Genomic DNA, 26787 nt, shown 5'->3' with positions numbered 1-26787 from the left:
GTCCCGGGGCGAGCGAGTGCTGACAGGGCGCCGCCGCACGAATCGGTGGCCCTCTCACCGGTCCACTCGCCATGGCGACTACCAGCCTCGCGGCAGCGGCACCATCGTTGCGCAGCCGTTCGGGCCGTCGACACCCCTTGGATGGAATCGAACGTACGAGTCGAAGGTGATGGCCACTCGTTCGGCCGATCATGGCCCTTTCGCACTGCCAGACTCAGGGGAGGGAATGAGCTGGTGGGGCTTGGGCGAGGCGGAGTGGCGTGAAAGAGCATGGTGTGGCCGGTCACGCCGCTCCGGACAGGGCAGGGCCGGGCGTGACGGACCGCGGAGTCCCGGGCGCACGTGCGGTGACGGAGGATCCGCCGTGCGGGCCACAGACCAGGAGCGGATCCGGCGGACAGCGCCGGGAGGAACGGGCTTTGCGCGCGGGGCCGCGGCATGTGGCCTGCGTGATGGACGGCAACGGGCGTTGGGCGCAAAGGCGTTCGCTTCCCCGCACGGCGGGTCACCGGGCGGCGGAGGCCGCAGTCATCGACGTCATCGAGGCGGCCCGGGCCGCTGGCGTGGAGTGGCTCAGCCTGTACGCGTTCTCCACCGAGAACTGGAACCGCCCCGGCACCGAGGTCGAATTCCTGATGCGTCTCGTGCGGCGAGTCGTGCGCAAGCACGCGCCGCTGTTGCTCGCGCGCGGTATCCGCTGCCGTTTCCTCGGGGTCAGCGACCCGAGGATCCCCCGTGAACTGGCCCAGGACTTCGAGGACGTGGCGGTACTGACCGCCGAGAACGGGGGGATGACGCTGACCGTCGCCTTCGACCACGGCGGACGCCGGGACATCGTCGAGGCCGCGAGGTCGCTGATCCTCAGCGGGACGCCCGCCGAGGAGGTGACCGAGCGGCTCTTCGCGGACCACTTGCCCTTCCCCGACACCCCCGATGTGGATCTGGTCATCCGCACCTCCGGTGAGCAGCGCATCTCCAACTTCATGCTCTGGCAGGTCGCCTACGCCGAGTGGGTCTTCCCCGAGGCGCTCTGGCCGGACTTCCGGGCCCCCGACTTCCTGGCCTGCCTGCACACCTACCGGCACCGCGACCGCCGCTTCGGCGGAGTGCCGGCCCGGACGAACGGAGACCCGTCATGACCACCGGAACCACGGGAACGGCCGACAGGGCAAACCTGTTCGGGCCGGATTCGCATTTCAGTGCCTTCTTCGACGACCCGCGCTGGGCCTTGGCCATCATCCGCGCCACCGTCCTGGAGGCCGCCCACCCGCAGATCGGTGCCGCCCTCGCAGACAACTCCACCTTCGTCACCCATCCCTGGCGCCGACTGCGCAACACCTTCCTCAGCATGCGGCGCATGTTCGCCGCCGACCCGGCGGAACGCGAACGGGAGGCCGCCCGGCTCAACCGGCTGCACGCCCGCATGAGCGGATCCGACTCCCGTGGCCGCGCCTACGACGCGATGGACCGCGCGACCCGCGCCTGGGTGGTCGCCACCCTCTTCGAGAGCGCCGTCACCATGTGCCGGCTGAGCGGCCAGCCGCTCGACCAGGACACGATGGAGCGGATGTACGCCGAGTACCGTGCGTACCTCGCCGCGCTCGACGGCGACGCCGCGGAACTCCCCGAGGAACTGAACGACTTCTGGCGGTACTTCGACCGCGTCGTCGAGAACGACCTGGAGAACACCGAGGCGGTCCGCGTCATCCTCTACCGCCTCTTCGACCACCTTCCCGCTCCCGCGCTGCTCGACGGCGCGCCGACGCTGTGGGCGGCCGGCCGCGCCGTGGTCGGTCCGCTGCTGGGCGCGATCACCGTCGCCTCGCTCCCCGAGTCCTACCGGCGCCGGGCCGGTCTGCCCGAGATGCCGGGGACCGCGACCCTCATGCAGGGCGCCTACCTCGCCGCCGGGCTCACTCGATTCCTGCCCGCGAGCTGGATCAACGCCGAGAGCATCATCGAAGCCCTCTCGCTCTCGCCCGACAGCGACGACCCCCGCGCCCGCACCGTAACCGCCCTGCGCGCCCGCATGAAGCGGGCATCGGCCCTGCTCCGCCTCCTCACACCGCTCACCGGCGACGCCGACTTCGAGCCGGCACCGTCGAGGGGAACGGACGGGAGCCGACGCCCGGCAGAGGAGTTCTTCCGCCGGGTGCTGGACCAGACGGGCGACGGCCACCTCGACTGGCCCGACCTCGCCGCCATGGCACGCGAACTCTCCACCCGCCTCGACCTGGACGAACCCGAGGAGACCCGGCTCTACGATGCCTTCGCCGCCTGGTGGCGCGAACTCCAGGCCGCCCTCGACACGGACGGCGACGGCCGCGTCAGCGCCGAAGAGTACGCCGCCGCCGTCCCCTCCCTCGCCGGTCCCGCGCTCATCCGCGTTGCCGAGGTCCTCTTCGACGCCACCGACAAGGACGGCAACGGGAGTATCGACGCCGATGAGTACCGAACCCTCTTCCGCACCGCCTTCCACCGCGACCTCACCACCGCTGACGGCGCGTACGGCAAAAGCGCCTTCGTCGGCGACTTCCTCTCCTTCATGGCAGGCCGGCGCACGGGCACGCCCTACGACCCCCTCCTCGCCGACGCCTGACGAGCACGGTTGCACACCGCCCCGCCTGCGGTCCGCTGGACGTCATGCCCTCAGGATCGACGTGACCCGAGAGGGCCGCAGCAGGCGCGGGCATCCGGGGGAGGCGTTCGGGCGGAGTGACCTGCCTCATCCTCCGTGCACTGGCACGCCTCGTGCTCGCAGCGCGCCCTGATGCACCTGGACGATGCGACCGGGCGCGCTGCGGGAATCAAGGGTTGACGGGGAGGAAGATGCCGCGCAGCTTGTGCGCGTGGTCCATGGTGACGTTGAACTGAGGGCCGGCGTCGTACTGCACGCCGTCGTAGAGCCAGGCGGCGAGCCGGTATCCGGCCTCGGGGCGTGCGGTGACTCCGACGACGGTGCCGGGCTTGTAGGGCCCGTAGACGGCGGGGCGGATGGTGCCGCCCGCGGTGGAGGACACGATGAGGGTGTGGCGGGTCTTGCTGTCGGTGAGGGTCTGGTAGCCGGCCACGATCGGAGTGGACAGGCGGGCGAGGGCGGCGTTGTTGTTGTTCGCGTCGCCCAGGGGCTGGCCGTTGAAGGTGTTCTCGGTGTTGGAGTACTGATTCACCAGGGTGCACAGCTGGGGGCGGCAGAGGTCGGGGTATGCCATGAGGGTGCGGTGCCGCTTGTTCGGCGTGACCCACCCGGTCCCGTAGGGCGCGTTGAGGTCGTTCAGCGCGGCGGCATCCAGGACGTAGCGGTCGTGGAACAGCCCGAGGTTGTGGCCGAGCTCGTGACCGAGGTTGTAGAAGTCGATCAGAGAGTTGAAGTCGATGGCGGAGAAGGCCAGTTTGGAATTGAAGATCCCCCGCGTGGGCAGGCTGGCGTTGCCGGTGGACTGCATCGCCGCGACCTCGTTGACGACGGTCACCAGGTCCGCCCCGAAGCGGCGGCGCAGTTCGTGCGCCCTGGATCCGAGATCCGGGTCCAGGGGGTTCTCCAGCTTTACGCGCATCAACTCCGCGTTGTTGTCGCCCTGGTAGTTCGTGTTGTACGTGCCCAGGACGTCGACGCTGGCGGGGACGTTGCTGTCGGCGAGGGCCTCGTTCATCTTCCGCTCGGCCCAGTAGATCCTGTTGATGACCTGCTGCTGGCCGCCTGCCGCGATGACGGCCTTCGGGGTGTAGCCGGCGATGACGTCGATGACCACCGGCTTGTCCGCCGTGGCCTCGGTCCCGCCCTGGAGGGACCTTCGCATGGCCGACGCGGCGGCCGGGTCGATGCCCGGCCTGTCGGGCGCCCTCAGCGGGCGGAGGAAGGGGTCCTCCTCGGTGACGTGCAGCTGGGTCGGCCGGCCCGTGACGGTTCGCGCGTGGTAGACGCGCTCGCCGAGGTCCGCGTGGACCTCAACGACGACGGGGCCCTGTGACGTGCGGTCGGCCCCGGTCTTGCACAGGCCGCGCAGGGCGACGACGACGCTGGTGTCGGGCTGGTCCTTGACGTGCCCGCTCCAGACGACCGTTCCGTGGTCGTCGTCGATCCCGTCCTCGACCGCGGTGACGCGCACGTCCTCGAAGAACTCGAAGGTGTGCTCGCGCGGCACGCCGACCGGACCCGGGGTGCACAAGGCGCGGAACAGTTCCGCGTCGAGGGGGAAGGTGCGCTCGCGCACCACCGCTCTGTCCTCGCCGGACGGGGAGGGGGCGCGGGCGGCCAGGGGGGCAGCGGAGACACCGGCGGCCGCAGCCAACGGCAGGGCGGTGAGAGCGGCGACACACACCGCCAGCAGACGGGCACGCCGAGGACGGCGAAGTGAGGTCATGCTGCACAGAAAACTAGAGCCCCTGTCGTACAGACGCGCGACATGCGTTGCCCTCGGATAGATCACCCGCCCGCCACAGCACGGCCACCCCTATGCCGCACACGCGAGATGGCCCCGAACCTCAGCCGTCACAGCCGGGTGATCGTTGTCCGGGTGGGTGGCGAACACAAGCATTCACAGGTCGCGTTGCAGGTCCGTCCAGCGAGGGGGGAATCCCCAGTGGGCCAACTGCTCCCGATGGATGCCGACCTCGGCGGGCAGCGGTGACAGCCGCCCGGCGGCGAGCCGGGGGTGGCGTCTCCGTGTTGCCCAGGCAGGCCGACCGTGCCGACACGGCCGGCGACCTGCGTGCGTTGCAGCGGATCTCCGACGCCGGGTCTACCGGCCTGAGCGCTAGCCGCCGATGTCCCGGCTGCGGAAGTCCTCCAGCGTCTCGCGGCGGACGAGGAGGCGGGCCGTCCCCTCGTGGACCGCGACGACCGCCGGGCGGCCGACGAGGTTGTAGCCGGAGGCCATGGACAGCTGGTAGGCGCCTGCCACCGGTACGGCGAGCAGATCGCCGGGGTGGATGTCGCCGGGCAGTTCCACGGCTTCCGCGAGGATGTCCCCGGCCTCGCAGTGCCGGCCGACGACGGTCGTCGTCCGCGGGTCGGCCGTCGAGTGCCGGCCGATGAGGCGGGGCGCGTAGCGCACCCCGTACAGGGCGGGGCGCGGGTTGTCGCTCATGCCTCCGTCGACGGCCACGAAGACCTTCTCGCCGGTGTGCTTCACGGCGAGCACCCGGTACAGGGCGACCCCGGCCGGCCCGACGACGGCCCGCCCGGGCTCGATGAGCAGCCGGGGCACCGTCAGGTTGGCGGCGGCGCAGCCTTCGGCGAGCTCCGCACGCAGCCGCCTGGCCAGCGCCGTGAGGTCGAGGGCGGCTTCGCCGGGCCGGTAGGCGATGCCGTGGCCGCCGCCCATGTCCAGCTCCGGCAGTTCGGTGCCGTGCACGTCACGGACGCGGGCCATCAGCCCGACCATGCGGCGCAGGGCCACCAGGTAGGGCTTCACCTCGGTGATCTGCGAGCCGATGTGGCAGTGCAGGCCGGTCAGTTCGAGCTGCGGCTGGCCCAGGACCCGCGCAATGGCGTGCTGCGCGCCCCCATCGGTGAGGGAGAGGCCGAACTTCTGGCCGTCCGTGCCGGTGCGGATCTTGTCGTGGCCGCCGGCCGAGACGCCCGGCACCACTCGCACCATGACCTTCTGGCGGCCTTCAAGCCCCACGGCGGCCGCGATCCGGGCGATCTCGGAGGGGCTGTCGATGACGATCCGCCCCACACCGAGCCGCAGCGCGGCCTCGATGTCCCGGGGCGACTTGGCGTTGCCGTGCAGCACGATGCGCTCGGGAGGGAACCCGGCGGTGACGGCGAGCTCCAACTCGCCCGCCGAGCAGACGTCGAGCCCGAGGCCCTCCTCGGCGACCCAGCGCACCATGGCACGCGACAGGAAGGCCTTGGCCGCGTACAGCACACCGGACTCGGGGAAGGCGTCCCGGTAGGTCCGGCACCGTCCGCGGACCTCGCCCTCGTCCAGGACGTAGGCCGGGGTCTCGAAGCGCTCGGCGATCTCGGCGAGGGACACTCCGCCGACGGCCAGGCCGCCGTGCGGGAGGGGGACCGTGGACGCGGGCCAGATGGACAGTTCGCCGGTGCCGGCCGGTATGGCGGGGAGAACGGTGATGGTCATGCGGGGCTCCCCTTCACACGGTCCGGGCGGTGGTCTCGGGCGCCTGCGGGAGCGGTGGCCCGACCGGGCAGGTGGCGGCTTTCGCAGCCACCGGGGGTGCGGTGAGGGTCGGGTCGACGGTCAGCAAGGAGACTCCGAGGGGCTCGGCCATCGCGCGGAGCGCGGCCTCGGAGAGCCGGATCCAGGGCTGCTCCGCCCCCAGCGTGGCGGCCAGCCGGTCCCGGCTGGTGAAGCCGACAGCCGTGCGCGCTCCCAGCGGGGTGCGGAACAGCCGCACCACCCGGTGCGCTCCTCCCGGCCGGGCGGGCACGTACAGGGGCCCGGCCGGGATCCGTTCTTCAGGCTCGGCGTCATCGGCGTACTGGAACAAACACATGGGGCCCTCCCTGAGGAACCACGAGTGGCAGGTGGCGCCCCGGTCGCGGGGAAGCAGTCCGGGGACGCGTCATCGAACGTATCCCCGCACCCGCGCACCTGTGATCACCCCGTAACGGGTCCCATACGGCGCCCGGCCGACTCCTTACGGATCGTTGACGGGGGAACCGGGCTTCCGGGCATGCGACCGACGCGCTCGGCCTGGGTGCTCCCCATGGACCGGCGCCACGTCCGAAGCCCCGCATCTGCGGCTTGGGCCAACTGGCGGGTGGTCGTCGGGAAGGCCCCGCCACGCACTCGGTCGGTGAGTGCGTGGTGCCAGGCGGCGAACCCCTGCCGAAGGCGCAAAGGGCGCGCTCCGGCAGCGCCGGACAAACGAACGTCATGGCACTGGGCAGCCCTTCGGAACGCCTTGATGATGGGTCTTCGGTAGAGCGCGAGTGACGGGGGCGGCTCATGGAATCCGTTGTGGTGGGCGGCGTACGCATCGCCTACGAGCAGGTCGGCTCAGGACGGCCGGTGGTTCTTTCCGGAGGCACGGGGATGCCGCCGGTGGCCTGGGAACTGTGCGGACTGCGGGATGCGCTGGTGACCCGCGGGCACCAGGTGGTGACGTATGCGGCACGTGGGGTCGCGCCGTCGGACGCGCCGCCCGCCCCGTACACGATGGCCGGCCTGGCGGGTGATCTGGCAGGACTGATGGACCACTTGGGTATCCGGGGCGCGGCGGTGGTCGGCTATTCGCTCGGCAGCTTCACGGCGGAGCTTCTCGCGCGTAGGCGTCCCGACCTGGTCGGTGCACTGGTGCTGATGGCGGGGGCCGGCCCCCTGACGGGCGTGGTGGACGCGGTGATCGACGCGGAGGCGGAGCTGGTCGGCCTGTTGGGGCACCTACCGCCCGCGTTCGCGACGCTGCAGACGTTGCTGAGCACGCTGCCGCCGCTGGTGCTGCGCGACGACGCCGGGGAGGTCGCCGCCTGGCGGGAGCTGCTGGGCGGGCAGGAAGCGGTGTGGACGTCGCCGGCCGGAGAAGCAGGGCAGGCCGCGGCTTCCCACGCCTGGCTCCGCGACGCGGAGCGCATGGCTGCCCTTACGGGGATCCGAGCCCGCACGCTGGCGGTGGCGTTCGAGCACGACCTGTACTTCCCGCCCTGGACGGGCGCCGAAGCCGTCCGGCTGCTGCCGCGCGGGGAACTGGCGGTCGTCGAGGGGGCGGCGCACGGCGGCGTGCTGACTCACTCGGGGGCGACCGCCGAGGTCCTACTGCAGTTCCTGGAGAGGGCCTGATACCTGGGGCCCGCCGGCCGGGGCAGTTGCCTCGACGCTTCTCCGACTGCTCAACAGCGCCTTCTCCGATGACCTGTTCACTGCACGTTCGGCTCCGCTTCAGCTCCTGCCGGTAGCCGCCGGCTCGACGGATGCCGCATCACATGGGCATCGGACGATGACTCCACCACCGCGGCGGCCGCCTCACCTTCCGGGGTGCCTCCAGCGCCCGGGGCACACCGCAGGCAGGGGCCGATCAGTGCACCATTGTCACTACCTCCGACGCCTATGTCCCGTTCGACTCGCGTGAGCGGCGGTGCGGATGCCAAGCTGCCGGCGGTCAGCCCGCTCGTGCGTTTCCGCAGGTCAGAAATGGCTTCAAGTGTTCCGATTGCCACCCCTGTGGATCAGTGCCGTACTGGAAGTGACCAGGACACTCGCAGGAGAGGCGTCATGGGATAGCCGCCCCCTCGCCGAGGGCGCGAGCCATCGACACAGCGTCTCGGCTCGGCGTCCACCGTGCGCGGGTCGTCGGAGCCTAGCCGTTCGGGGGCGGAGGTGCCGCGGGCGGCCGGGTGGTGTCCGCTTCCGGTTCGCCGGACGGGCCGATGCGGATTTCGAAGTCGCCGCCGTACTCCTCGTGGCCGGCGGCCACGGCGACGGCCACGGCTTCCTCGCCCTGTTCGCCCTGGATGATGAGCGGGTCCTGGCGCAAGTCCCGTACGAGTGCCACGCACATCCCGATCATGACCAGGGTGAACGGCGCCGCCACGAGGATCGTCAGGTTCTGCAGTCCGGCGAGCGCATCGCCCTTGCCGTTGCCGATGAGCAGCATGACGGCCGCGACGGCGCCGGTGACCACGCCCCAGAAGACGACCACCAGCCGGGCCGGTTCCAGGACGCCCCTCTGCGAGAGCGTGCCCATCACGATGGAGGCGGCGTCCGCGCCGGAGACGAAGAAGATGGCCACCAGGACCATGACCAGCAGGCTCATGGCGGTGGCGATGGGGAACTGCTGGAGCAGCCCGAAGAGCTCTCCTTCGGGGGTGCTCTCCTTGCCGAGGGCGCCGCTCTCCCGGAGCTTCATGGCCGTGCCGCCGAAGACGGCGAACCAGAGCAGGCTGACCGTGCTCGGGACGAGGATGACGCCGCCGATGAACTGCCGGATGGTGCGTCCGCGGCTGATCCGGGCGATGAACATGCCGACGAACGGGGTCCAGGAGATCCACCAGGCCCAGTAGAAGACCGTCCAGCTGCCCAGCCATTCGGCCACCTCGCCGGCGCCGGTGGCCTCGGTGCGACCGATGAGCTGGGGGAGGTCGCCGAGGTAGGCGCCGAGGGAGGTGGGCAGGAGGTCGAGCACGATGATGGTGGGCCCGGCGATGAACACGAACACGACGAGCAGGAGGGCGAGCACCATGTTGATGTTCGACAGCCACTGAATGCCGCGTTCCACGCCCGAGACCGCCGAGGCGACGAAGGCGACGGTCAGGACGGCGATGACGGCGACGAGGAGCGCGGTGCTGACCGAATCCATCCAGCCCAGCTCACGGAAGCCGCTGCCGATCTGGAGGGCGCCGAGGCCCAGCGAGGCCGCGGAACCGAAGAGGGTGGCGAAGATCGCCACGATGTCGATGACACGGCCGATACCGCCGTGCGCGTGCCGGGCGCCGATCAGCGGCTCGAACACCGCACTGATCGTCTGGCGGCGGTCGCGACGGAACGTGCTGTAGGCGATGGCGAGGCCGACGACCGCGTAGATCGCCCAGGGGTGGAGCGTCCAGTGGAACAGGGTGGTGGCCATCGAGGTCTGCATGCGCTCGGCGGAGTCGGCGGGGTGGGTGCCGGGCGGCGGCTTCTCGTAGTGCGCCAGGGGTTCGCTCACGCCGTAGAACATGAGCCCGATGCCCATGCCGGCACTGAACATCATGGCGACCCAGGAGACGGTGCGGAACTCCGGCGGCTCGTCCGCGCGGCCCAGGGGGATACGCCCGTAGCGGCTGATCGCCAACCAGAGGGCGAAGACGACGAAGGCGCTGGCCGCGAGCATGAAGGCCCAGCCGCCGTTGTGGATGAGCCCTTCGAGCAGGCTGCTCGACACGCTCTCCAGCGAGTCCGTCGCCACTGCGCCCCACAGAACGAAGGCGAGCGTCAGGGCCGCGGTGACCCCGAAGACCACCCTGTCCGTGCGGGAACGTCGGTCGGCCGGCAACGAAGTATCCCTTCGCCAAAGGAACAGGACCACATGTCGTGATGGAACGTCACATAGGTTCTATTTAAGCCCATATCGGACCACGATGCCCGTAGGGCGCCCGCGCGCGGCTCACTGGGTACGACGGCCGCCACGTCAGGGGGGGGCGCTGGGCGTGAGGCCGGTGGGGAAGACCCCTCACAAGGACATCGTGCCCAGCTCGCGGGCGATGGCGACGAACGACCGGACCATCGGGTTGTCGTTGTCCGAGCGCCAGACCAGGCCCCAGCGCATCATGGGGGCGTCGTGGAGGTGCAGGTAGGTGATGTCGGGGCGGACGTGGAAGCGGGTGACCTGGGCGGCGAAGGAGTGAATGGCTTCACCCGAGGAAATGATCATGAATAGCGAGTCGAGCTCGGCGGCGAAGCAGCTGATCCGCTCGATCGCCCGGCCACTGGGGGCGTGGAAGGGCATGAACGCGTCCTCCCAGTAGTCGGGCTGCAGCGACTCCCCGCCGATCACGCCGTGGTCGGCGAACACCTCCAGCGACACCGACGGCCGGACCGCCAGTCGGTGGTCGGAGGCCACGGCTGCGACCCGGGGTTCCTCGAACAGCACCGGGCCCACGGTGAGATCCGGTTCCTCGACGGGGAGCCAGGCGAGCAGCAGGTCCGCTTCGCCCCTGCGCAGCGGCCCGAACGGATCGACGTAGCCGTTGTAGCGGAATCGGAGCCCGCACGTCGGATTCCGGGAGCGGAAGGCGTCCCAGAAGGGCCGCAGTTCGTGCGCGTTGGAGACCAGCAGGTTGATTCGCAGGACGTCCGTCTTGCCCTGGGCCGTGAGTCGCGCCCGGTCCATGCTCGCCTTCAACCCCTGGTAGACGGGGCGCAGGTCATCGCGGAGCTGCTCGCCCACCGGCGTGAGCCGTACCTGGCGGCTGGTCCGCTCGAAGAGCTCCGCCCCGATCGACCGTTCCTGCTTCTTGATCGCCTGACTGATCCGAGCCGCCGACACGTGCAGCCGCTCGGCCGTCCTGCCGAAGTGCAGCTCTTCCGACAACGTCAGGAAGATCTCGATGTCACGCAGCTCCACGCGCCCCCACGCCCCCGCACGTTCGTTAACTCCAGGCTTAACCGACGTTGCATGATCAATCGTTGATGATCAGCTTGTCCACACCGGATGCTCAGTGCATGAACGTCGTCACTGTCAAGGTCTCGTTGACGGTGGAGGACATGGGCGCCTCCAGCCGCTTCTTCACCACCCATCTGGACTTTCGCGAGGTCGAGTCCGCCGAGGGTTACGTCTGCCTCCGCCGGGACGACACCGCCGCCGAGATCGCGCTGTCCGAGCGCGACCTCGAGCTTCCGCCGCGGGCCTGGCGGGGCCAGGGGCTGGCCGATCTGGCCGTGACCCTGACCGTCACGGATGTGGCGGCCGCGTACGAACGGCTGCGCCGCGAGGGAGTCGTCGTCAACGGCGGGATCCGGCGAGAGCCGTGGGGTGAGCGGGTGATCCAGCTCGCCGATCCGAACGGTGTCGTGGTCCGACTCACCGAATGGGTGCCGCCGGCCGGAGCCCACTGACCGCTGCGCCTCCCGGCCGCCACTGGCCGGAGCCATGACCGTTCACCTTCATCCCATTGCAACGATGGGATATCTGTCGTTGCGTTAACTTTGAAGGTCGTTGCAATGATTTTTCGGCCACGGCCTGCACTGATGGTGATTTGCGGCGGCGGCAGTGTTGATGGATATGTGAACGCAACGTAGTTTTTCCCGCATCGGAAACAACGACCCGGAGGAATGAACCATGCAGAAGTTCGACACCACCGCGCCGATCGCCGCCGTCCTCGACATCCCCGCGGGACGCATCCGGTTCATCGCCGCCGAGCGCGCCGACACCACCGTCGAGGTCCTGCCCGCGGACGCCGCGAAGCGCCGCGACGTGCAGGCGGCGCAGGGGATCACGGTCGAGTACGGCGACGGCGTTCTGCGGATCGCGGCCCCGGAGGCGAAGAACCAGACCCTCGGCAACTCCGGATCCGTAGAGGTGACCGTCCGGCTCCCTGCGGGGTCCGGCATTGAGGCGAGGACGGCCGCCGCCGAGTTCCAGGGCCTCGGACGGCTCGGGGATGTCGTCTTCGAGGGCGCGCAGGGCACGGTCGAGCTCGACGAGGCCGCGAGCGCCCGCCTGACCCTCCAGGCCGGCGACGTCTCGGTCGGCCGCCTGGGTGGCCCCGCCCGGATCAGCACGCGGAAGGGTGACATCCGCATCACCGAAGCCATGACCGGCACGGTCACCCTGAGCACCGAGCACGGCGCGATCTCCGTCGGCGCCGCCCGCGGGGCCTTCGCCTCCCTGGACGCCGGCACCGGTTACGGCCGGATCCACAACTCGCTCACCAACGCCGACGGTGCCGCCGCCGTCCTGAACATCCACGCGACCACCGCCTACGGCGACATCACTGCCCGCAGCCTCTGACGTCCGCAGCTCCGAACGGGCCCCCATGGGAGGGCGCTCTCGATTCGGACCCCCCCCAGGCCACATCACCCCCGCCGTCATGGCGCCGCCGTGGCATCGCGATGCCCGGACCGACACCGAAGAAGGACACGAAGAATGAGCACCACTCAGAACTACCAGGCCGCCGAGCAGCTCCTGCGCCGGCCCGCCCGCCCCGGCGAGCTCGTCGTCGGCGACAAGGTCAGGCCGCAGTGGATCGACGCGGGCGCCCGCTTCTGGTACGCGGTGAGCAACGGTTCCGGCAGGCGGTTCGTACTGGCCGACCCGGCGGCCGGAACCCGTGAGCCGGCCTTCGACCACGCCCGGCTCGCCGCCGCGCTGGCCGCCGTCTCCGGGCAACAGGTCGACCCCGAGTTCCTGCCTGCCTCTGCGATCGACCTGGGCCCGAACACCGTCGAGTTCGATGCGTTCGGGGAGTACTGGCGCTGCCGACTGGACGACTACACCTGCGAGCGCGCCGAGTTCACGCCGCCGGGTCATCCCCTCGAAGTGCCGTCACCCGACGGGAAGACCGTGGTGTCCCGGCGCGGGCACGACCTGTGGGCGCGCTCGCTGTCCGACGGCCGCGAGTGGGCGCTGACCACCGACGGCGCGCCCGGCCACCAGTACGGCACCGTCCCGGAGTGCACGGCGAACAGCACCCTGCTGCGCAAGATCGGCCTGCCGCACCTGCCGCCCGCGGTGGCCTGGTCACCCGACTCGACGAAGGTGCTGGCACACCGGACCGACGAGCGCGAGGTCCGGCGGACCCACCTGCTGGAGGCCGGGCCCGCCGACGGCGGCGCCCCGGCGCTGCACACCCAGCGGTTCGCCTACCCCGGGGACGAACGCGTACCGATGGCCGAGCTGGTCGTACTGGACGTCGCCGAGGGCGCGGTGGTCCGCGCGCGGTCCGAGCCGCTGCTCATGCCGACACTGTCGCCGATCACGATCAAGTGGGCCTGGTGGGCCCCGGACAGCTCGGCGGTGTACTACCTCGGCCGGCCCCGCGACCTGCGCACGCTCACCCTGTACCGGCTGGACGCGGCCACCGGCGAGGTCACCGCCGTCCTCGGCGAGACCGGGGCCACCCGCGTGGAGCCCAACCAGTTCGCGTACGAGCCGCCGATCGTGCGGGTGCTGGCCGACGAGGTGCTCTGGTACTCCCAGCGGGACGGCTGGGGCCACCTGTACCGGTACGACCTGCACACCGGCGAGCTGCTCGGGCAGGTCACCTCCGGACCGTGGGCGGTGCGGCAGATCCTGCGCGTCGACGAGGCCGAGCGGGTGGTGTACTTCACCGCCTCCGGGCTGGTCGACGAGGACCCGTACCGCCGCTCGGTCTGCCGGGTCGGCCTGGACGGCTCCGGCTTCGCGAGACTCACGGACGACGACCAGGATCACACCGTCACCACCCCCGACCACCCGGACTACTTCATAGACTCCGCGTCCACGGTCGACACCCCGCCGGTGACGACGGTCCGCGACTGGTCCGGGCGGGTGCTGATGGAACTGGAGCGCGCGGACATCGGCAAGCTCGCCGCCACCGGCTGGACGGCGCCGGAACGGTTCCGGGTCAAGGCGGCCGACGGCGCTACGGACATCTACGGAGTGCTGTACAGGCCGCGGGAGTTCGACCCCGCCCGCTCCTACCCGGTGGTCGACAACGTCTACCCCGGCCCGCAGGTCAGCCGCGTCACCCCGTGCTTCGACCCCGGCGGCATGGGCCTCGACGCGGAACCCCTCGCAGCACTGGGCTTCGTGGTGGTGGCGCTGGACGGACGCGGCACCCCGGGCCGGGACAAGTCCTTCCACGACGCCTCCTACGGCCACTTGGCCGACGCGGGCAACCTGGCCGACCACGTCGCGGCCCTGCGTCAACTGGCGCAGACCCGGCCGTGGATGGACCTGGACCGGGTGGGCGTGTACGGCCACTCCGGCGGCGGGTTCGCCGCGGCCCGCGCGATGCTGGACTTCCCCGAGACGTACAAGGCGGGAGCCGCACTCTCCGGCTCGCACGACGCCCGCCATTTCAACGCCGGCTTCGTGGAGGCCTACGACGGCGCGGACAACCCCGAGGCCTGGGGCCGCACTTCCAACATCGACCTTGCCGACCGCCTGGCGGGAAAGCTGCTCCTGATCCACGGCGAGATGGACGACCAGGTCCACCCGGACCAGACGCTCCGCCTGGCCGACCGGCTCATCGCCGCGGGCAAGGACTTCGAGCTGCTCATCGTGCCCGGCGCCGAGCACACGTTCATCGACCACCTGGCCTATGTCCGCACACGCTGCTGGGACTTCCTGGTCCGCGAGCTGCTGGGCACTCAGCCCCCTGCCTACCGCCCCGCTCCCATCGCCGTCGGCCCCGAGCTGCTCGCCGAGCTGTTCGCCTGAGCCTGTGTGACGTACGGGTCCTCCGGCGGATGGGTCAGTAGCCGATGGTGAAGCGGCGTTGGACGAAGCGCGGCAGCTCCGCCTCGTCGACGAGGGCGACGGCGGCGTCCTCCATGGAGATGTGGCTGCGCCCGTCCGCGTCGAGGACCGGCTGGTCGCCGCCGATCCGGAACCGGCCCGTACGTTCGCCGGGCGCGATGTCCTCGGCGGGGCTGAAGTAGGTCCAGAGCCGGTTGGAGGTGCGCAGGACGTTCAGGGCGTCGCGGTGGCCGCGCACCGCGGCGGAGTACTCCCTCGGCAGGCCGATCGCGTCGAGTGTCTCGTGCAGGAGTTCGTCGGAGTCGGCCCGCGTGACTCCGGGCGCGATCTCCAGGCTGCCGGCGCCGCCGATGACGATGAGCCGGATCCGCGGATGACTCTCCAGCGCCTTCAGGAGTGCCCGCGCGGCCGTCGCGTACACCGTGGGGTCGGCGATCGAGCGGGCCACGGTGTCCGCGATGTCCCTGGCGGCGTTCCCGGGCTGGAATCCGCTGATCAGTACGTCGAGGCCGGGTATGACGGCGGCGATGCCCTCGGCGTCGAGGACGTCGACGCTCTTCCAGGCGACGTTCTTCCGGTTCTCGTCGATCCGTGCGGCATCGCGGCTGAACGCCGTGACGTGATGCCCCCGGTCGATGGCTTCGGCGACGACGCGACTGCCGATGCCGCCCGTGGCCCCGATGACTCCGATGTGCATGCCTCTCCCTGGGTAGTCGTGTGCACCGCCACCGCTCTTCACGGCATGTGGAGACTATACGCCGTGCAGTTTGGATATGAGGCTCAGTATTGTGACGCTGTAGAGTCGGTGGCCATGGGAACCGTGGGAAACACCAAGGGGCGCCGTGAGCGGCTGAGGGCCGAGACGACCGCCGAGATCAAGAAGGTCGCACTGGGGCTGATGGCCTCGGGGGGGCCGGACGCGATCACGCTGCGGGCCATCGCGCGCGAGATGGGCATGACGGCCAATGCCATCTACGGCTACTTCGCCACGCGCGACGACCTGGTCACCACCCTGATCGGCAATGTCTACACCTCACTGGCCGATACCGTGGACGCCGCCTGGGACGCCGCCCCTGCCCAGGACCCGGCCGCCCGGATCCAGGCATGGGCCTGCGCCTTCAGGAACTGGGCGCTGGCCAACCCCGAGGGTTTCCGCCTCGTCTACGGCGACCCCGTCCCCGGCTACCTGCCCCCCGAGGGGGGCGCCGCCCCGGAAGCCGCCCGCCGAGTCTGCACCGGCATCACCGCACTCGCCGCCGCGGCCTGGCCGCACGCCGGGCTCCTTTACCCGGACAGTGACTTCGAGTGGTCCGACTTCGACCCCGGTCTGCTGGACAAAGTCCGCCCGGCCTTCCCTGACCTGCCCCCGGCCGGCGTGGCCCTTGCCCTGCGTATCTGGAGCCACCTGCACGGCCTGGTGTCACTGGAGACTTACGGCCATTTGCAGAGTCAGACCCTTCGTCCGGAAAAACTCTTCCGTGAAGAACTCGCCCAGCTCATCCGGTCCTTGGGCATCACGCCGTAGACCTGACGGAAGAGACCTGGGCTATGCGCAGGGCCAGCTGGAGTTCGAGGGCCCGGTCGGGACGTTGCCAGTCGCGGCCGAGGAGTTGTCCGACGCGTTCGAGGCGCTGCACCACGGTGTTGACGTGGACGTGGAGGGCTTCGCGGGTCCTGGTCTGGTTCATGCCGGCGGCGAAGTAGGTCTGGAGGGTGTGTCTGAGGTCGGTTCCGCGCTTGGCGTCGTACTCGAGGACGGGGCCCAGGGTGCGGAGTACGTATCCGTGCAGGTCCGTCCGGTCTCCGAGGAGCACGCCGACGAACCCCAGGTCGGCCAGTGCCGCCCCCTTCCCGTCGAGCCCGAGTGCGCGGAGGGCGGCCAGGCAGCGCCGGGCTTCCAGGTAGGCGTCCGCGAAGCGCCCGGGGCCGGTCGCGGGCCCTGCGGCTCCGACGGTGACGGGCGAGGCGACGGCGTGGCTCAGCTCGTCGGCGATTTCCGAGGCGCAGGAAGAGGGGGTGCCGGAGGGGCACACCAGGACGACTTCTTCGCGGTGCAGTCCGGCCAGTCCATGGCGTGTTCGTGCGCTGCGGGTGGCGGCTGCCAGCAGGCGTTGCCGGGTGGCGCCGCGGGCGTGGAGGACGAATACGGTGTGGGGGTCGTTCAGGTTCACCTTGAGGCGGCGGGCCCTGGCGGCAAGGGTGCCGAGGTCGGCGGCCCGGCTGAGGAGATCGCCCAGCAGTTCGCCGCGGATGCGGTCTTCGGTTTCCGCGACGGAGCGGCGAAGCAGGAGCAGGAGGGCTGTGACGACGCTGGCGCGCTCGAAGAGACGGCGGTCCGCTTCGCCGAGGTCGGGGCGGCCGGTGAGGGCGATGCTGCCGAGGAGTTCGTGTCCGGCGAGGACGGCGCAGACCCAGGTTCCGTCGACGGGTACGGCGCGGCCGCCTGTCCGGGAGGCTGTCACGGCCTGTGCGGCCGGGGGCTGGGCGTCGGCCCCCACGCGTGCGAGTTCGCCGCCGTCCGCGTCGTGGATGAGGGTGCCGCCGTTGAGAATGGCGCCTATGGCGGTGGCGACGTCGGTGATGTCACCACCGCGGAGCACGAGATCGGTGAGTCTGTCGTGTGCTTCCTCGGCCCGGCGCACGGCGTCGCTGTGCGCCTCGATGGTCTGTGAGGCTTGGTTGAGGTCGACGAGGGCCGTGCGGGTCTCGTCCATGAGGCGGGCGCTGTCGATGGCGATCGCGGCGTGGTCGGCGAGGGACGACAGGAGTGCGACTTCGTCGGGGCTGAAGGCGCGGGCCGAGCGGTCGGCGGCGTAGAGGACGCCGATCACCCGGGTACCCAGGCGCAGCGGGACACCGAGGATGGCGCACAGGCCCTCTTCGGTGACGGCGCCGTCGATGGTGGCGGTGTGCTTGAAGCGCGGGTCGTCGCGGTAGTCGCCGGTGGTGTAGGGGCGAGCGGATTCGGCGACCAGTCCGCCCAGGCCCTCTCCCATGCCCAGTCGCACCTGTTGGAAGGCGGCGGAGACGCAGCCGTCGGTGACCCGCATGTAGGTGTCGCCGGCTTCTTCGTCGTTGAGGGAGAGGTAGGTGACGTCGGTGCCGAGGAGGAGCTTGGCCCGGCGGGTGATCGCTCGCAGGACGGCGTCGAGGTCTCTGAGCGCGGCGAGGTCTCCGGCGGTGTCGAAGAGGGCGGCGAGTTCGGCCTCGCGGCGGCGGTGCTGGCTGAGCGTGTCCCGGATGCGCAGTGCCACCCGGGTGGCGTCCGTGATCGCCGCGAGTTCGGACTCGGGGGCGTTCGCCTTCTTCGCCGCCTCCGCGGGCTGCGTGAAGTGTTCGAGCGGCGCGCCCTCGGCCAGGAGATCCAGCAGGTGCCTTTGGGCGGCCTCGGGCAGCCCGGTGCCGGGGTTCTTCACTGGGTCGGGCATGACGGTCTCCGTGGTTGTGCGCGCGGCTGTGGAATTGCACCGGAAGCCCCTCGGGTGGGGCCGGGGCCACGTGGCGCCCGCCGCGTCCCGCTGTGGTGTGCGGGCCGCGGCGGGCGGCGGGGTCAGCCGTCGGCGTTGACCGCGTGCTCGGGCTCGCGGGGGGCGGGAACCGTGCCGGTGGCGGCAGTGCGGTCGTGGGCCAGGCTGCGCCCGCGGGTTTCCTTGGCCACCAGGACGGTCAGGGTCGTTATCAGCACGGCGGTGGCGAGGTACAGGGAAATCGGCAGGGACGACCCGTAGTCCTTGAGCAGTTCGACGGCGATGATCGGGGCGAGGGCGCCGCCGACGATGGAGGCCAGCTGTGAGCCCATGGAGGCGCCGGAGTAGCGGACCTTGGTGTCGAACATCTCGGAGATGAAGGCGGCCTGGGGGCCGTACATCGCTCCGTGGAAGAGGAGTCCGATGGTGACGGCCCCGGCGATCGCGGGGAAGGACTTGGTGTCGAGCATCGCGAAGAAGGCGAACGCCCAGCCGGTCATGCCGAGCGAGCCGATCAGGGTGACCGGGCGGCGGCCGATCCGGTCGGACAGAGCGCCCCAGGCCGGGATCGTCACGAAGTGGACCGCGGAGCCGATCAGGACGGCGTTGAGGCCGTTGCTCTTGGACAGGCCCAGGTGGGTGGTGACGTAGACGAGGAGGAACGCGGTGAGGATGTAGTAGGAGATGTTCTCGCCGAGGCGGGTGCCGATGGCGGTGAGGACTCCGCGCCAGTTGGTACGGAACACTTCGGCGACGGGGAGCTCTTCCTTGATGCCTGCGTCGGCCCGCTCGGCGGCCTTGGCCTGGGCTTCGAGGAAGACGGGGGACTCCGAGACGGACACCCGGATCCACAGGCCGATGACGACCAGCAATCCGGAGAGCAGGAACGGGATCCGCCACCCCCAGGCAAGGAAGGCTTCATCGGACTGGACGGCGGCCAGGAGGGCGAGGACGCCGGTGGCCAGGAGGTTGCCGCCGGGCGCGCCGGCCTGGGGCCAGGAGGCCCAGAAGCCGCGGTTCTTGTCGTCGCCGTGTTCGGAGACGAGCAGAACCGCTCCGCCCCATTCGCCGCCGAGGGCGAAGCCCTGGATCAGGCGGAGCACGGTGAGCAGGACGGGCGCTCCGACGCCGATGCTGGCGTGGGTGGGCAGCAGGCCCATGGCGAAGGTGGCGCCGCCCATCATCAGGAGGCTGAGGACCAGGAGCTTCTTGCGGCCGATCCTGTCGCCGTAGTGGCCGAAGACCATGCCGCCCAGCGGCCGGGCGGCGAATCCGATGGCGTAGGTGAGGAAGGCGAGGAGGGTGCCGACCAGCGGTTCGCTGCTGGGGAAGAACAGCTTGTTGAAGACGAGGGCGGCGGCGGAGCCGTAGAGGAAGAAGTCGTACCACTCGATGGTGGTGCCGATGAGGCTGGCGCTGATGATGCGGCCGATGCCGGCTCTGGACTGCTGGGTTGCCATGGGCGGGTACCACTTTTCGGCTGGGGACGGTCTGCGGGGGCTGTGCGAACGGTGAGATGACGGTCAGGCGGCGCTCCAGCCTCCGTCGACGGGAAGGGAGGCGCCGGTGATGTATCCGGTGTGCGGGCCGCAGAGCCATACGGCGATGGCGGCGACCTCCTGCGGTTCGATCAGTCGCTTGATGGCGGAGCGATTGAGCAGCACCTCGTCTATCACCTGGTCGGGGCCGATGCCGTGGGCGGCGGCCTGCGCGGCGATCTGCTGTTCGACCAACGGGGTGCGCACGTAGCCGGGGTTGACGCAGTTGCTGGTGATGCCGTGCGGGGCGCCTTCGAGAGCCGCGACCTTGCTCAGGCCCTCGAGGGCGTGTTTGGCGGTGACGTATCCGGCCTTGAAGGCGCTGGCGCGCAGGCCGTGCACGCTGGAAATGTTGACGATGCGGCCCCAGCCCCGTGCGGACATGTGCGGCAGGACTTGGCGCAGGAGGAGGAACGGGGCGTGGACCATGACCTTCTGGAGGAGTTCGAACCGCTCCGGGGGAAACGCGGTCAAGGGGGCCACGTGCTGGAGGCCGGCGTTGTTGACGAGGATGTCGATGTCGGCCGGAAGGCCTTCGATGAGTTCGCTCCGGGACAGGTCCACGACGTGCGGGTGACCACCGATCTCCTCGGCCACGGATTTGGCGGCTTCGGCGTCGAGGTCGACCACGTGGACCTGTGCGCCCGCGGAGGCGAGTGCCTGGGCGCAGGCCCGTCCGATGCCGCTGCCCGCGCCGGTCACCATGGCGGTCCGGCCCGCCAGATCGATGCCGGCGGTTCCGTCGGACTGGGGTGTGATTCCGCTTGTCATGGCGGGAATCATGCGGGACATCGGGGTGCCGCTCCCATGGGGCTGCCCTCCATAGTCGTGACCGGCGATGTGGTGGGGACCACCATCACCAGGCCCTCAGGTGGTCAGGGGGCACTTCGTCAGCAGGTCTTCGGGGGTGGCGGCGGCCGGGCGGGGCACGGTGTGGCCGGGCGGCGGCTGTACTCCGCGGCCGATCCATTCCTCCAGCCTCGTGAAGGCCGCACGGTGGCACGGGAGGAGCGGGCGGAGCCTGTCGGGGAACACGTCGAACAGCGAGTCGACGTGGGTGCCTCCTTCGACCCGGAAATAGCGGAAGAGGCGGCCTCGGCCGGCGTCGGACACCATGCGGGCGTAGACGTCGGAGTCCCGGCTGATGGGAAGGAGCACGTCGAGGGTTCCGTGCACCGTGATCAGAGGTTTGCCGATCCGGCCGGTCAGGGCGATCTTCGACACCGCGTCGCGGACGCCCTGGGGCCGGGCGCCGTACTCGTAGTCGCTGTCGCACGAGGGTGTCCCCGGAGCACAGAACGGGGTTCCCGCTTCCTGCGGGCCGTCGTAGTCCGGGTCGAGCTCCTCGCGGTAGATGCGCTGGGTGAGGTCCCAGTAGTACTGGTGGTGGAACGCCCACAGGAATTCGGATCCGGCCGGGAAGCCGGCGGCCGTCAGCTGCCGGTGGGCCTCCTCGGAGCCCTCGCCGCCCTTCGCGTAGACCGGGTACGCGGCGAGTGCCGGAGGCAGGAACGTGAGCAGGTTCGGACCTTCCTCGCGCCAAAGGGTGCCTTCCCAGTCGACTCCGCCGTCGTAGAGCTCCGGATGGTTCTCCAGTTGCCAGCGCACGAGGTAGCCGCCGTTGGACATGCCGGTGGCCAGGGTGCGGGCCGGGGGTCGCAGGTAGCGTTGCACGATGACGGCGCGGGCGGCGCGGGTGAGTTGGGTGACGCGCGTGTTCCATTCGGCGATCGCGTCGCCCGGGGCGTGTCCGCCACGGTGGAAGCCCGCCCCGGTGTTGCCCTTGTCTGTCGCGGCGAAGGCGTAGCCGCGGGCCAGTACCCAGTCTCCGATGGCCCGGTCGTTGGCGTACTGCTCGCGCACTCCCGGCGAGCCCGCGACGACCAGCCCGCCGTTCCAGCGGTCAGGAAGGCGGATGACGAACTGGGCGTCGTGATTCCAGCCGTGGTTGGTGTTGGTGGACGAGGTGTCCGGGAAGTATCCGTCGATCTGGATGCCCGGTACGCCGCTCGGCACGGCGAGGGCGGCCGGGGTCAGGCCCGCCCAGTCGGCCGTGTCGGTGTGGCCGGAGGCGACCGTCCCGGCGGTGGTGAGCTCGCCCAGGCAGGCGGTGTCCTGGCGTTCGGCACCCGGCACCTTCAGCCTGGACATCGCCGCGCAGTGGGCGGTGATCCCTTCGCCGTTCTTCCCCCGGTCGTCGGCGGCCGCGGGGACCGCGGCCAGGGTCACGAGCGCCGCTGCCACCGCCACCGCCCGTCGCAGGACGGTGACGCGCGAACGCGGACCTCGCGGCGGTGATGCTGATCTGAGCAGGGGGAACACGGCTACCTCCGGTGAGTGGCCTCTGCGGGCAAGCGGGACGCTATGGCGCATCACGGCGCCCGGGGCAGGGGCACGGCCCCCACAGCTCGGGCGGGAAGAGTGGGGATGTCCGCCACGCCCGCGGGAGGAGAGCCGCCGCTCCCGCCCCGCGGCCGGATCCTCGTCGAAGGGGTCAGGGGCAGTTACCGTCGGCGATCACGTAGTAGCCGGCCGGGGCCTCCTTGAGGGTGTGGGTGGCGAAGGTGTTGTAGAGGCCCATGTTCTGGTTCGAGCCCTTGGCGTAGGCGTGGCTGCCGTCGGTGGTGGCTCGCCCGGCAAGAACCTGCTGGTAGTTGTTCGCGGTCCAGCACTTCGGTGCCGCACCGGTGGTGGTGGCGCCGACGTCCGCCGAGCGCAGGCCCTCGGCGCCGGCGCCGTCCAGGGCGGCCACGGCATAGGTGTGGCTGCTGCCCGGGCTCAGGCCCGTGTCCGTGAAGGGGGGTCCGGCCGGGGTGGCGATCCGGCTGCCGTCCCGGTACACGGCGTAGGAGGCGGCCCCGCTCACGCCGTTCCAGTTCAGGGTGATCGCGGTGTCGGTCGCGTTGCCCGCGGCCAGGCCTGTCGGGGCGGGCAGCCCGCCGGGCTGCGGGGCGGAGCCGTCCAGGCCGAAGAATGCGGTGATCCAGTAGCTGGAGCAGATCGAGCGGATGAAGTTGCCCGTCCCGGTGGCACCGCACTGCTGGGCTCCGGTGCCCGGGTCCACGGGGGTTCCGTGGGCGAGGGAAGGCACCCGGTCCACCTCGACCGCGACACTTCCGTCACCGGCCAGGTACTGCTCCCTGCGCGTGTTGTCGGGCCCGATCGTGGAGGTGCGGTCCGCGCTCTGGTCCAGGCGGTGGACGGCCGTCCACTGGTCCCGCAGCTCATCCGCGTTCTTGGGCACGACCTTGGTGTCGCTGTCCCCGTGCCAGATGGCCACCCGCGGCCACGGGCCGCTGTAGCCGGGGTTGGCGTCACGGACGCTCTGTGCCCAGGCCGACGGAGTGCGGTCCACTCCGGGACTCATGCACGAGTAGGCGGTGACCACCGAGTTCGCGCAGGCGTAGGGGATCCCGGCGATGACCGCACCCGCCCGGAACACCTCCGGGTAGGTGGACAGCATCACGGATGTCATCGCACCGCCGGCCGACAGTCCCGTGACGTGAACGCGCTCGGAGTCGGTGTCGTAGGCGGAGGCTGCGTAGGCGACCATCTGGCGGATGGAGGCCGCTTCGCCCTGACCGCGCCGGTTGTCGCCGGGCTCGAAGAAGTTGAAGCACTGGCTGGCGTTGTTCGCGGACGTCGTTTCCGCGAAGACCACCAGGAAACCGTACCGGTCGGCGAATTTCGTCAGGCCGGAGTTGTCGGCGTAGATCTGGGCGCTCTGCGTGCAGCCGTGCAGGGCGACGACCACGGCCGGGCCGGAGGGTAGGCCGGCAGGCCGGTGGACGTACATGTTCAGAGCGCCCGGGTTCGCGCCGAAGCTGCTGATCTTCTGCAGCGGGACCGCCGCCTCGGCGGCCTGTACGGGGGCGGGCGGGAGCAGCGCCGCCCCCACCACCAGGGCCACCACCGCGGTCATCCGCCCGAGGGCACGGCGCCATTGCCCCTTCCGCTCCCCAGGGCGGCGCGGACGGGCGGACAGCAGTGGGGTGGGACGTGTTTCACACGACGGCATGGCGGCTCCCTGTCCGGGCGGCACGCGATCGACTCGATCACGCGACCCAGTCCGGCCGTCTCGTCCGGATGGCCGGATGGCCGGATGGCCGGATACTGAGGTGCCGGCAACCGTAAGGTCCGGGACGGCCGGGTCAGAACGGTTCCGCACCCCACAACCGGCTGAAAACCGTGTGGACTGCACCCCGTTGCCCGATCGGCGTCGCCCTGCTATCCCGTGCGGATCCAGGTCACCGACCGACCACGAGGTCGCCCGAGACGGCCAGTTCCGCTCCGGTGGCAGCGCGCACATCGTCCACACTCACACCGGAAGCGACCTCGCGCAGCAGGAGACCCGAAGCGGAAACGTCCATCACCGCCAGGTCGGTGATGATTTTGTTCACCACACCCCGGCCGGTCAGCGGCAGCGTGCACTCCTCGACCAGCTTGTGCGAGCCGTCCCGGGCCGTGTGCTCCATGAGCACGATCACCCTCCGGGCTCCGTGGACCAGGTCCATGGCTCCCCCCATGCCTTTGACCATCTTCCCCGGGATCATCCAGTTCGCCAGGTCCCCGAAGGCGGAGACCTGCATGGCCCCCAGCACGGCGACATCGATGTGGCCGCCGCGGATCATCCCGAAGGAGAGCGCGGAATCGAAGGAGGAGGCGCCCGCAACGGCGCTCACCGTCTCCTTTCCCGCGTTGATCAGATCAGGGTGGACGTCCTCCTCGTACGGGTAGGGGCCGACACCGAGGATGCCGTTCTCCGAGTGGAGGACCACCTCGATGCCGTCGGGCAGGTGGTTGGGTATCAGCGTGGGGAGCCCGATGCCCAGGTTGACGTACGAGCCGTCCGTCAGTTCCCGGGCGGCTCTGGCCGCCAACTGCTCGCGTGTCAGGGCCATATCAGGCACTCTCCTCGTGGCGCGGATCGTGGCGCGGATCGTGGCGCGGACGCGTCGTGCGCCGCTCGATGCGCTTGGCCGCCGCAGGATCGTCCGCCGCGACGCCGACCACCCGCTGGACGAAGATGCCGGGCAGATGGACCTGGTCCGGGGAAATCTCGCCCGGCTCGACGAGCTCCTCCACCTCGGCCACGGTGATACGGCCGGCCATGGCCACGAGCGGGTTGAAGTTGCGGGCGGAAGCGTGGAAGACGAGGTTGCCGTGCCGGTCACCGACGGCTGCCCGGACCAGGGCGAAGTCGGTGGTGATGCCCTCTTCGAGAAGGTACTCGCGGTCCTTGAAGGTCTTCGTCTCCTTCGGCGGCGAGGCCACGGCGACGGTCCCGTCCTGGCGGTAGCGCCACGGCAGACCGCCGTCGGCGATCTGCGTGCCCACGCCGGCAGGGGTGTAGAAACCGGGTATGCCGGCCCCGCCGGCCCGCAGCCGTTCGGCCAGGGTCCCCTGCGGCACCAGTTCCACCTCCAGTTCACCACTGAGGTACTGGCGGGCGAACTCCTTGTTCTCGCCGACGTACGAGCTCGTCATGCGGGCGATCAGGCCTTCGCGCAACAGCAGCCCGAGCCCCCAGTCGTCGACACCGCAATTGTTCGACACCACCCGCAGGCCGCCCGCGCCACGTTCTCGCAACGCCTCGATGAGCACTCCGGGGATGCCGCACAGTCCGAAGCCGCCGACCGCGACGGACGCTCCCTCGCCCACATCCGCGACCGCTTCCGAGGAGTCGGCGACCACCTTGTCCAACCCCGTCCGCAACCCCGTCCGCAATCCCATCCGCGATCCCTTCGCCGGTGTACGCCTCGCCTGCCCGGTCGGCAGCCGAGGCTCATCACCCGCCCGAGCCTAGGAACGCGTCGTGCGCCGCACGATGGTGACAGCACCCACAACCAGGCGCGGCGCCATGGGGAAGAGTCCCGGTGTGCCCGCGCTGATCGCCGCGTGCGGGCACCACCTCGCCGTGCCGCGGCCGCCGGAGGCGCAAGGAGACGACCTAGTCGGCCCGTCGGGCCGTGACCAGGAGGTACTCCCAGTCCATTGCTCCGTCGACGAGGTGCCGCGCGACCAGGTCGTCGAGGGCCGCGTCGAGGGCGGACACCCGCTCGGGGTCCTCGGACACGAAGCGGTACGTGGCGATGGTCGGCCCGTAGCAGGCCTTGAAGTACTCCCGGAACTCCTCGGGCCGCGCGAACCGGTCCACGCGCAGCGGCTGCCGCCGGGCGTCGAAGCCGGTCACCCGGTCCCCGAGCAGGGTGCGCACGTGCTCCGGGTCGCCCCACAGGGGCGGCGGCTGGACACCCGGCGGCGGCGGTGGGGCGTAGGGACGCATCGTGGCGAACATCTGCCCGATGAATCCCTCCGGGGTCCAGTTGATCAGCCCGATGGTGCCGCCCGGCCGGCAGACCCGGACCAGTTCGTCGGCCGTCTCCTGGTGGTGCGGGGCGAACATGACGCCGACGCAGGACATCACCGTGTCGAACTCGCCGTCCGCGAAGGGCAGGGCTTCCGCGTCCGCTTCCCGCCAGTCCAGCCGTGCGCCGTGCGTCTGCGCGAGCAAACGGCCGGCCTCGAGGAGCTCGGGCGTGAGATCGGAGGCGATGACCTCGGCGCCGAGGAGGGCCGCGGGGATGGACGCGTTCCCGGAGCCCGCCGCGACATCGAGGACGCGGTCACCCCGCCTGATGCCGCACGCCCGCACCAGCTCGCCGCCCAGCTCGTTGACGACGTTCGACGCCACGGCGGGGTAATCACCCAGCGCCCACATCGCACGGTGCTTCGCCTTCAGGGCATCGGGGGGTGCGTTCTCATCGCTCATGTCCCCATGACTAGCGTCTGCACGGGTTCAGGACAGGACGACGCCGCGGACAAGTACCCCGCATGGGCGCTCTGTCGGCGCACGACTGGACGGGTACACAATCAAAAAATATGCTTCGGGCAGATCCTTCAGAGCAGATGTCTGAGCGGCCCGGGGG

21 protein-coding genes are annotated in these 26787 nt (G+C 70.5%); 7 read left to right on the top strand and 14 right to left on the bottom strand.

Annotation, left to right across the window (positions count from 1 at the left end):
- Positions 1 to 419 precede the first annotated feature (419 nt).
- Positions 420 to 1139 (top strand): polyprenyl diphosphate synthase, encoded by a 720-nt coding sequence (gene uppS, locus ACFYM0_RS33685; protein ID WP_388508252.1) that lies wholly within the window; start codon positions 420 to 422, stop codon positions 1137 to 1139.
- The gene (locus ACFYM0_RS33680; RefSeq protein WP_388508249.1) at positions 1136 to 2599 is read left to right on the top strand and encodes an oxygenase MpaB family protein; all 1464 of its coding nucleotides are present in this window, start codon (positions 1136 to 1138) and stop codon (positions 2597 to 2599) included. Before uppS ends, ACFYM0_RS33680 begins: the two co-directional genes overlap by 4 nt.
- A gap of 208 nt (positions 2600 to 2807) precedes the next feature.
- Here the strand turns inward: ACFYM0_RS33680 and ACFYM0_RS33675 are convergent, their stop codons facing one another.
- From ACFYM0_RS33675 to ACFYM0_RS33665, 3 genes are all read right to left on the bottom strand, one after another.
- Entirely contained in the window at positions 2808 to 4364 is a 1557-nt protein-coding gene (locus tag ACFYM0_RS33675; protein ID WP_388508247.1) for a zinc-dependent metalloprotease family protein, read from the bottom strand.
- 393 nt (positions 4365 to 4757) lie between these two features.
- Complete coding sequence (lysA, locus tag ACFYM0_RS33670) at positions 4758 to 6092, bottom strand: diaminopimelate decarboxylase (RefSeq protein ID WP_388508244.1); 1335 nt, start codon at positions 6090 to 6092, stop codon at positions 4758 to 4760.
- A 13-nt stretch (positions 6093 to 6105) separates the two neighbouring features.
- Positions 6106 to 6468, bottom strand: a complete 363-nt coding sequence (locus ACFYM0_RS33665) for an SAV_915 family protein (RefSeq protein ID WP_388508241.1) — start codon at positions 6466 to 6468, stop codon at positions 6106 to 6108.
- A gap of 455 nt (positions 6469 to 6923) precedes the next feature.
- Here ACFYM0_RS33665 and ACFYM0_RS33660 point away from each other — a divergent pair, with 455 nt between their 5' ends.
- Positions 6924 to 7754 carry an alpha/beta fold hydrolase gene (locus ACFYM0_RS33660; RefSeq protein ID WP_388508238.1) on the top strand — a complete coding sequence of 277 codons (831 nt, stop codon included), beginning with the start codon at positions 6924 to 6926 and terminating at the stop codon, positions 7752 to 7754.
- A gap of 517 nt (positions 7755 to 8271) precedes the next feature.
- Here ACFYM0_RS33660 and ACFYM0_RS33655 read toward each other — a convergent pair.
- Positions 8272 to 9945 (bottom strand): BCCT family transporter, encoded by a 1674-nt coding sequence (locus ACFYM0_RS33655; RefSeq protein WP_388508236.1) that lies wholly within the window; start codon positions 9943 to 9945, stop codon positions 8272 to 8274.
- Between the two features lie 177 nt (positions 9946 to 10122).
- Positions 10123 to 11016 carry a LysR family transcriptional regulator gene (locus ACFYM0_RS33650; RefSeq protein ID WP_388508233.1) on the bottom strand — a complete coding sequence of 298 codons (894 nt, stop codon included), beginning with the start codon at positions 11014 to 11016 and terminating at the stop codon, positions 10123 to 10125.
- 98 nt (positions 11017 to 11114) lie between these two features.
- Here ACFYM0_RS33650 and ACFYM0_RS33645 point away from each other — a divergent pair, with 98 nt between their 5' ends.
- The 3 genes from ACFYM0_RS33645 to ACFYM0_RS33635 all read left to right on the top strand — a co-directional run bounded on the left by ACFYM0_RS33645 (position 11115) and on the right by ACFYM0_RS33635 (position 14814).
- A complete protein-coding gene (locus tag ACFYM0_RS33645; protein WP_388508230.1) occupies positions 11115 to 11507 on the top strand; it encodes a VOC family protein in 393 nt (130 codons plus the stop codon).
- 223 nt (positions 11508 to 11730) lie between these two features.
- A complete protein-coding gene (locus ACFYM0_RS33640) occupies positions 11731 to 12402 on the top strand; it encodes a DUF4097 family beta strand repeat-containing protein (RefSeq protein WP_388508227.1) in 672 nt (223 codons plus the stop codon).
- Between the two features lie 135 nt (positions 12403 to 12537).
- A complete protein-coding gene (locus ACFYM0_RS33635; protein ID WP_388508225.1) occupies positions 12538 to 14814 on the top strand; it encodes a DPP IV N-terminal domain-containing protein in 2277 nt (758 codons plus the stop codon).
- Between the two features lie 34 nt (positions 14815 to 14848).
- Here ACFYM0_RS33635 and ACFYM0_RS33630 read toward each other — a convergent pair whose 3' ends face one another.
- The gene (locus ACFYM0_RS33630; RefSeq protein ID WP_388508223.1) at positions 14849 to 15550 is read right to left on the bottom strand and encodes an NAD(P)-dependent oxidoreductase; all 702 of its coding nucleotides are present in this window, start codon (positions 15548 to 15550) and stop codon (positions 14849 to 14851) included.
- 114 nt (positions 15551 to 15664) lie between these two features.
- On the opposite strand from ACFYM0_RS33630, the gene ACFYM0_RS33625 reads away from it, so the two are divergent.
- A complete protein-coding gene (locus ACFYM0_RS33625) occupies positions 15665 to 16378 on the top strand; it encodes a TetR/AcrR family transcriptional regulator (RefSeq protein ID WP_388508220.1) in 714 nt (237 codons plus the stop codon).
- Here ACFYM0_RS33625 and ACFYM0_RS33620 read toward each other — a convergent pair.
- From ACFYM0_RS33620 to ACFYM0_RS33585, 8 genes are all read right to left on the bottom strand, one after another.
- Complete coding sequence (locus ACFYM0_RS33620) at positions 16368 to 18281, bottom strand: helix-turn-helix domain-containing protein (protein WP_388508217.1); 1914 nt, start codon at positions 18279 to 18281, stop codon at positions 16368 to 16370. The genes ACFYM0_RS33625 and ACFYM0_RS33620 overlap by 11 nt on opposite strands.
- A 122-nt stretch (positions 18282 to 18403) precedes the next feature.
- The gene (locus ACFYM0_RS33615) at positions 18404 to 19780 is read right to left on the bottom strand and encodes an MFS transporter (RefSeq protein ID WP_388508214.1); all 1377 of its coding nucleotides are present in this window, start codon (positions 19778 to 19780) and stop codon (positions 18404 to 18406) included.
- 63 nt (positions 19781 to 19843) lie between these two features.
- Positions 19844 to 20629, bottom strand: coding sequence for a 3-hydroxybutyrate dehydrogenase (locus ACFYM0_RS33610; RefSeq protein ID WP_388508211.1), 786 nt, complete (start codon positions 20627 to 20629; stop codon positions 19844 to 19846).
- A gap of 96 nt (positions 20630 to 20725) precedes the next feature.
- Positions 20726 to 22171 carry a 3-hydroxybutyrate oligomer hydrolase family protein gene (locus ACFYM0_RS33605; RefSeq protein ID WP_388508378.1) on the bottom strand — a complete coding sequence of 482 codons (1446 nt, stop codon included), beginning with the start codon at positions 22169 to 22171 and terminating at the stop codon, positions 20726 to 20728.
- A 181-nt stretch (positions 22172 to 22352) separates the two neighbouring features.
- On the bottom strand, positions 22353 to 23876 hold the full coding sequence (locus ACFYM0_RS33600) for a PHB depolymerase family esterase (protein ID WP_388508208.1): 1524 nt from the start codon (positions 23874 to 23876) through the stop codon (positions 22353 to 22355).
- Between the two features lie 229 nt (positions 23877 to 24105).
- Entirely contained in the window at positions 24106 to 24759 is a 654-nt protein-coding gene (locus ACFYM0_RS33595) for a CoA transferase subunit B (RefSeq protein ID WP_388508205.1), read from the bottom strand.
- A gap of 1 nt (position 24760) precedes the next feature.
- Entirely contained in the window at positions 24761 to 25591 is an 831-nt protein-coding gene (locus tag ACFYM0_RS33590; RefSeq protein ID WP_388508202.1) for a CoA transferase subunit A, read from the bottom strand.
- Positions 25592 to 25808: 217 nt separating this feature from the next.
- Positions 25809 to 26630, bottom strand: coding sequence for a class I SAM-dependent methyltransferase (locus ACFYM0_RS33585; protein ID WP_388508199.1), 822 nt, complete (start codon positions 26628 to 26630; stop codon positions 25809 to 25811).
- Positions 26631 to 26787 lie beyond the last annotated feature (157 nt).

It is taken from the genome of Streptomyces sp. NPDC006487, from assembly GCF_042870555.1.
In the GTDB taxonomy this organism is placed as follows: domain Bacteria; phylum Actinomycetota; class Actinomycetes; order Streptomycetales; family Streptomycetaceae; genus Streptomyces.
Note: the sequence above shows the minus strand (reverse complement) of the source record. Positions and strands in the feature narration are given on the sequence as shown.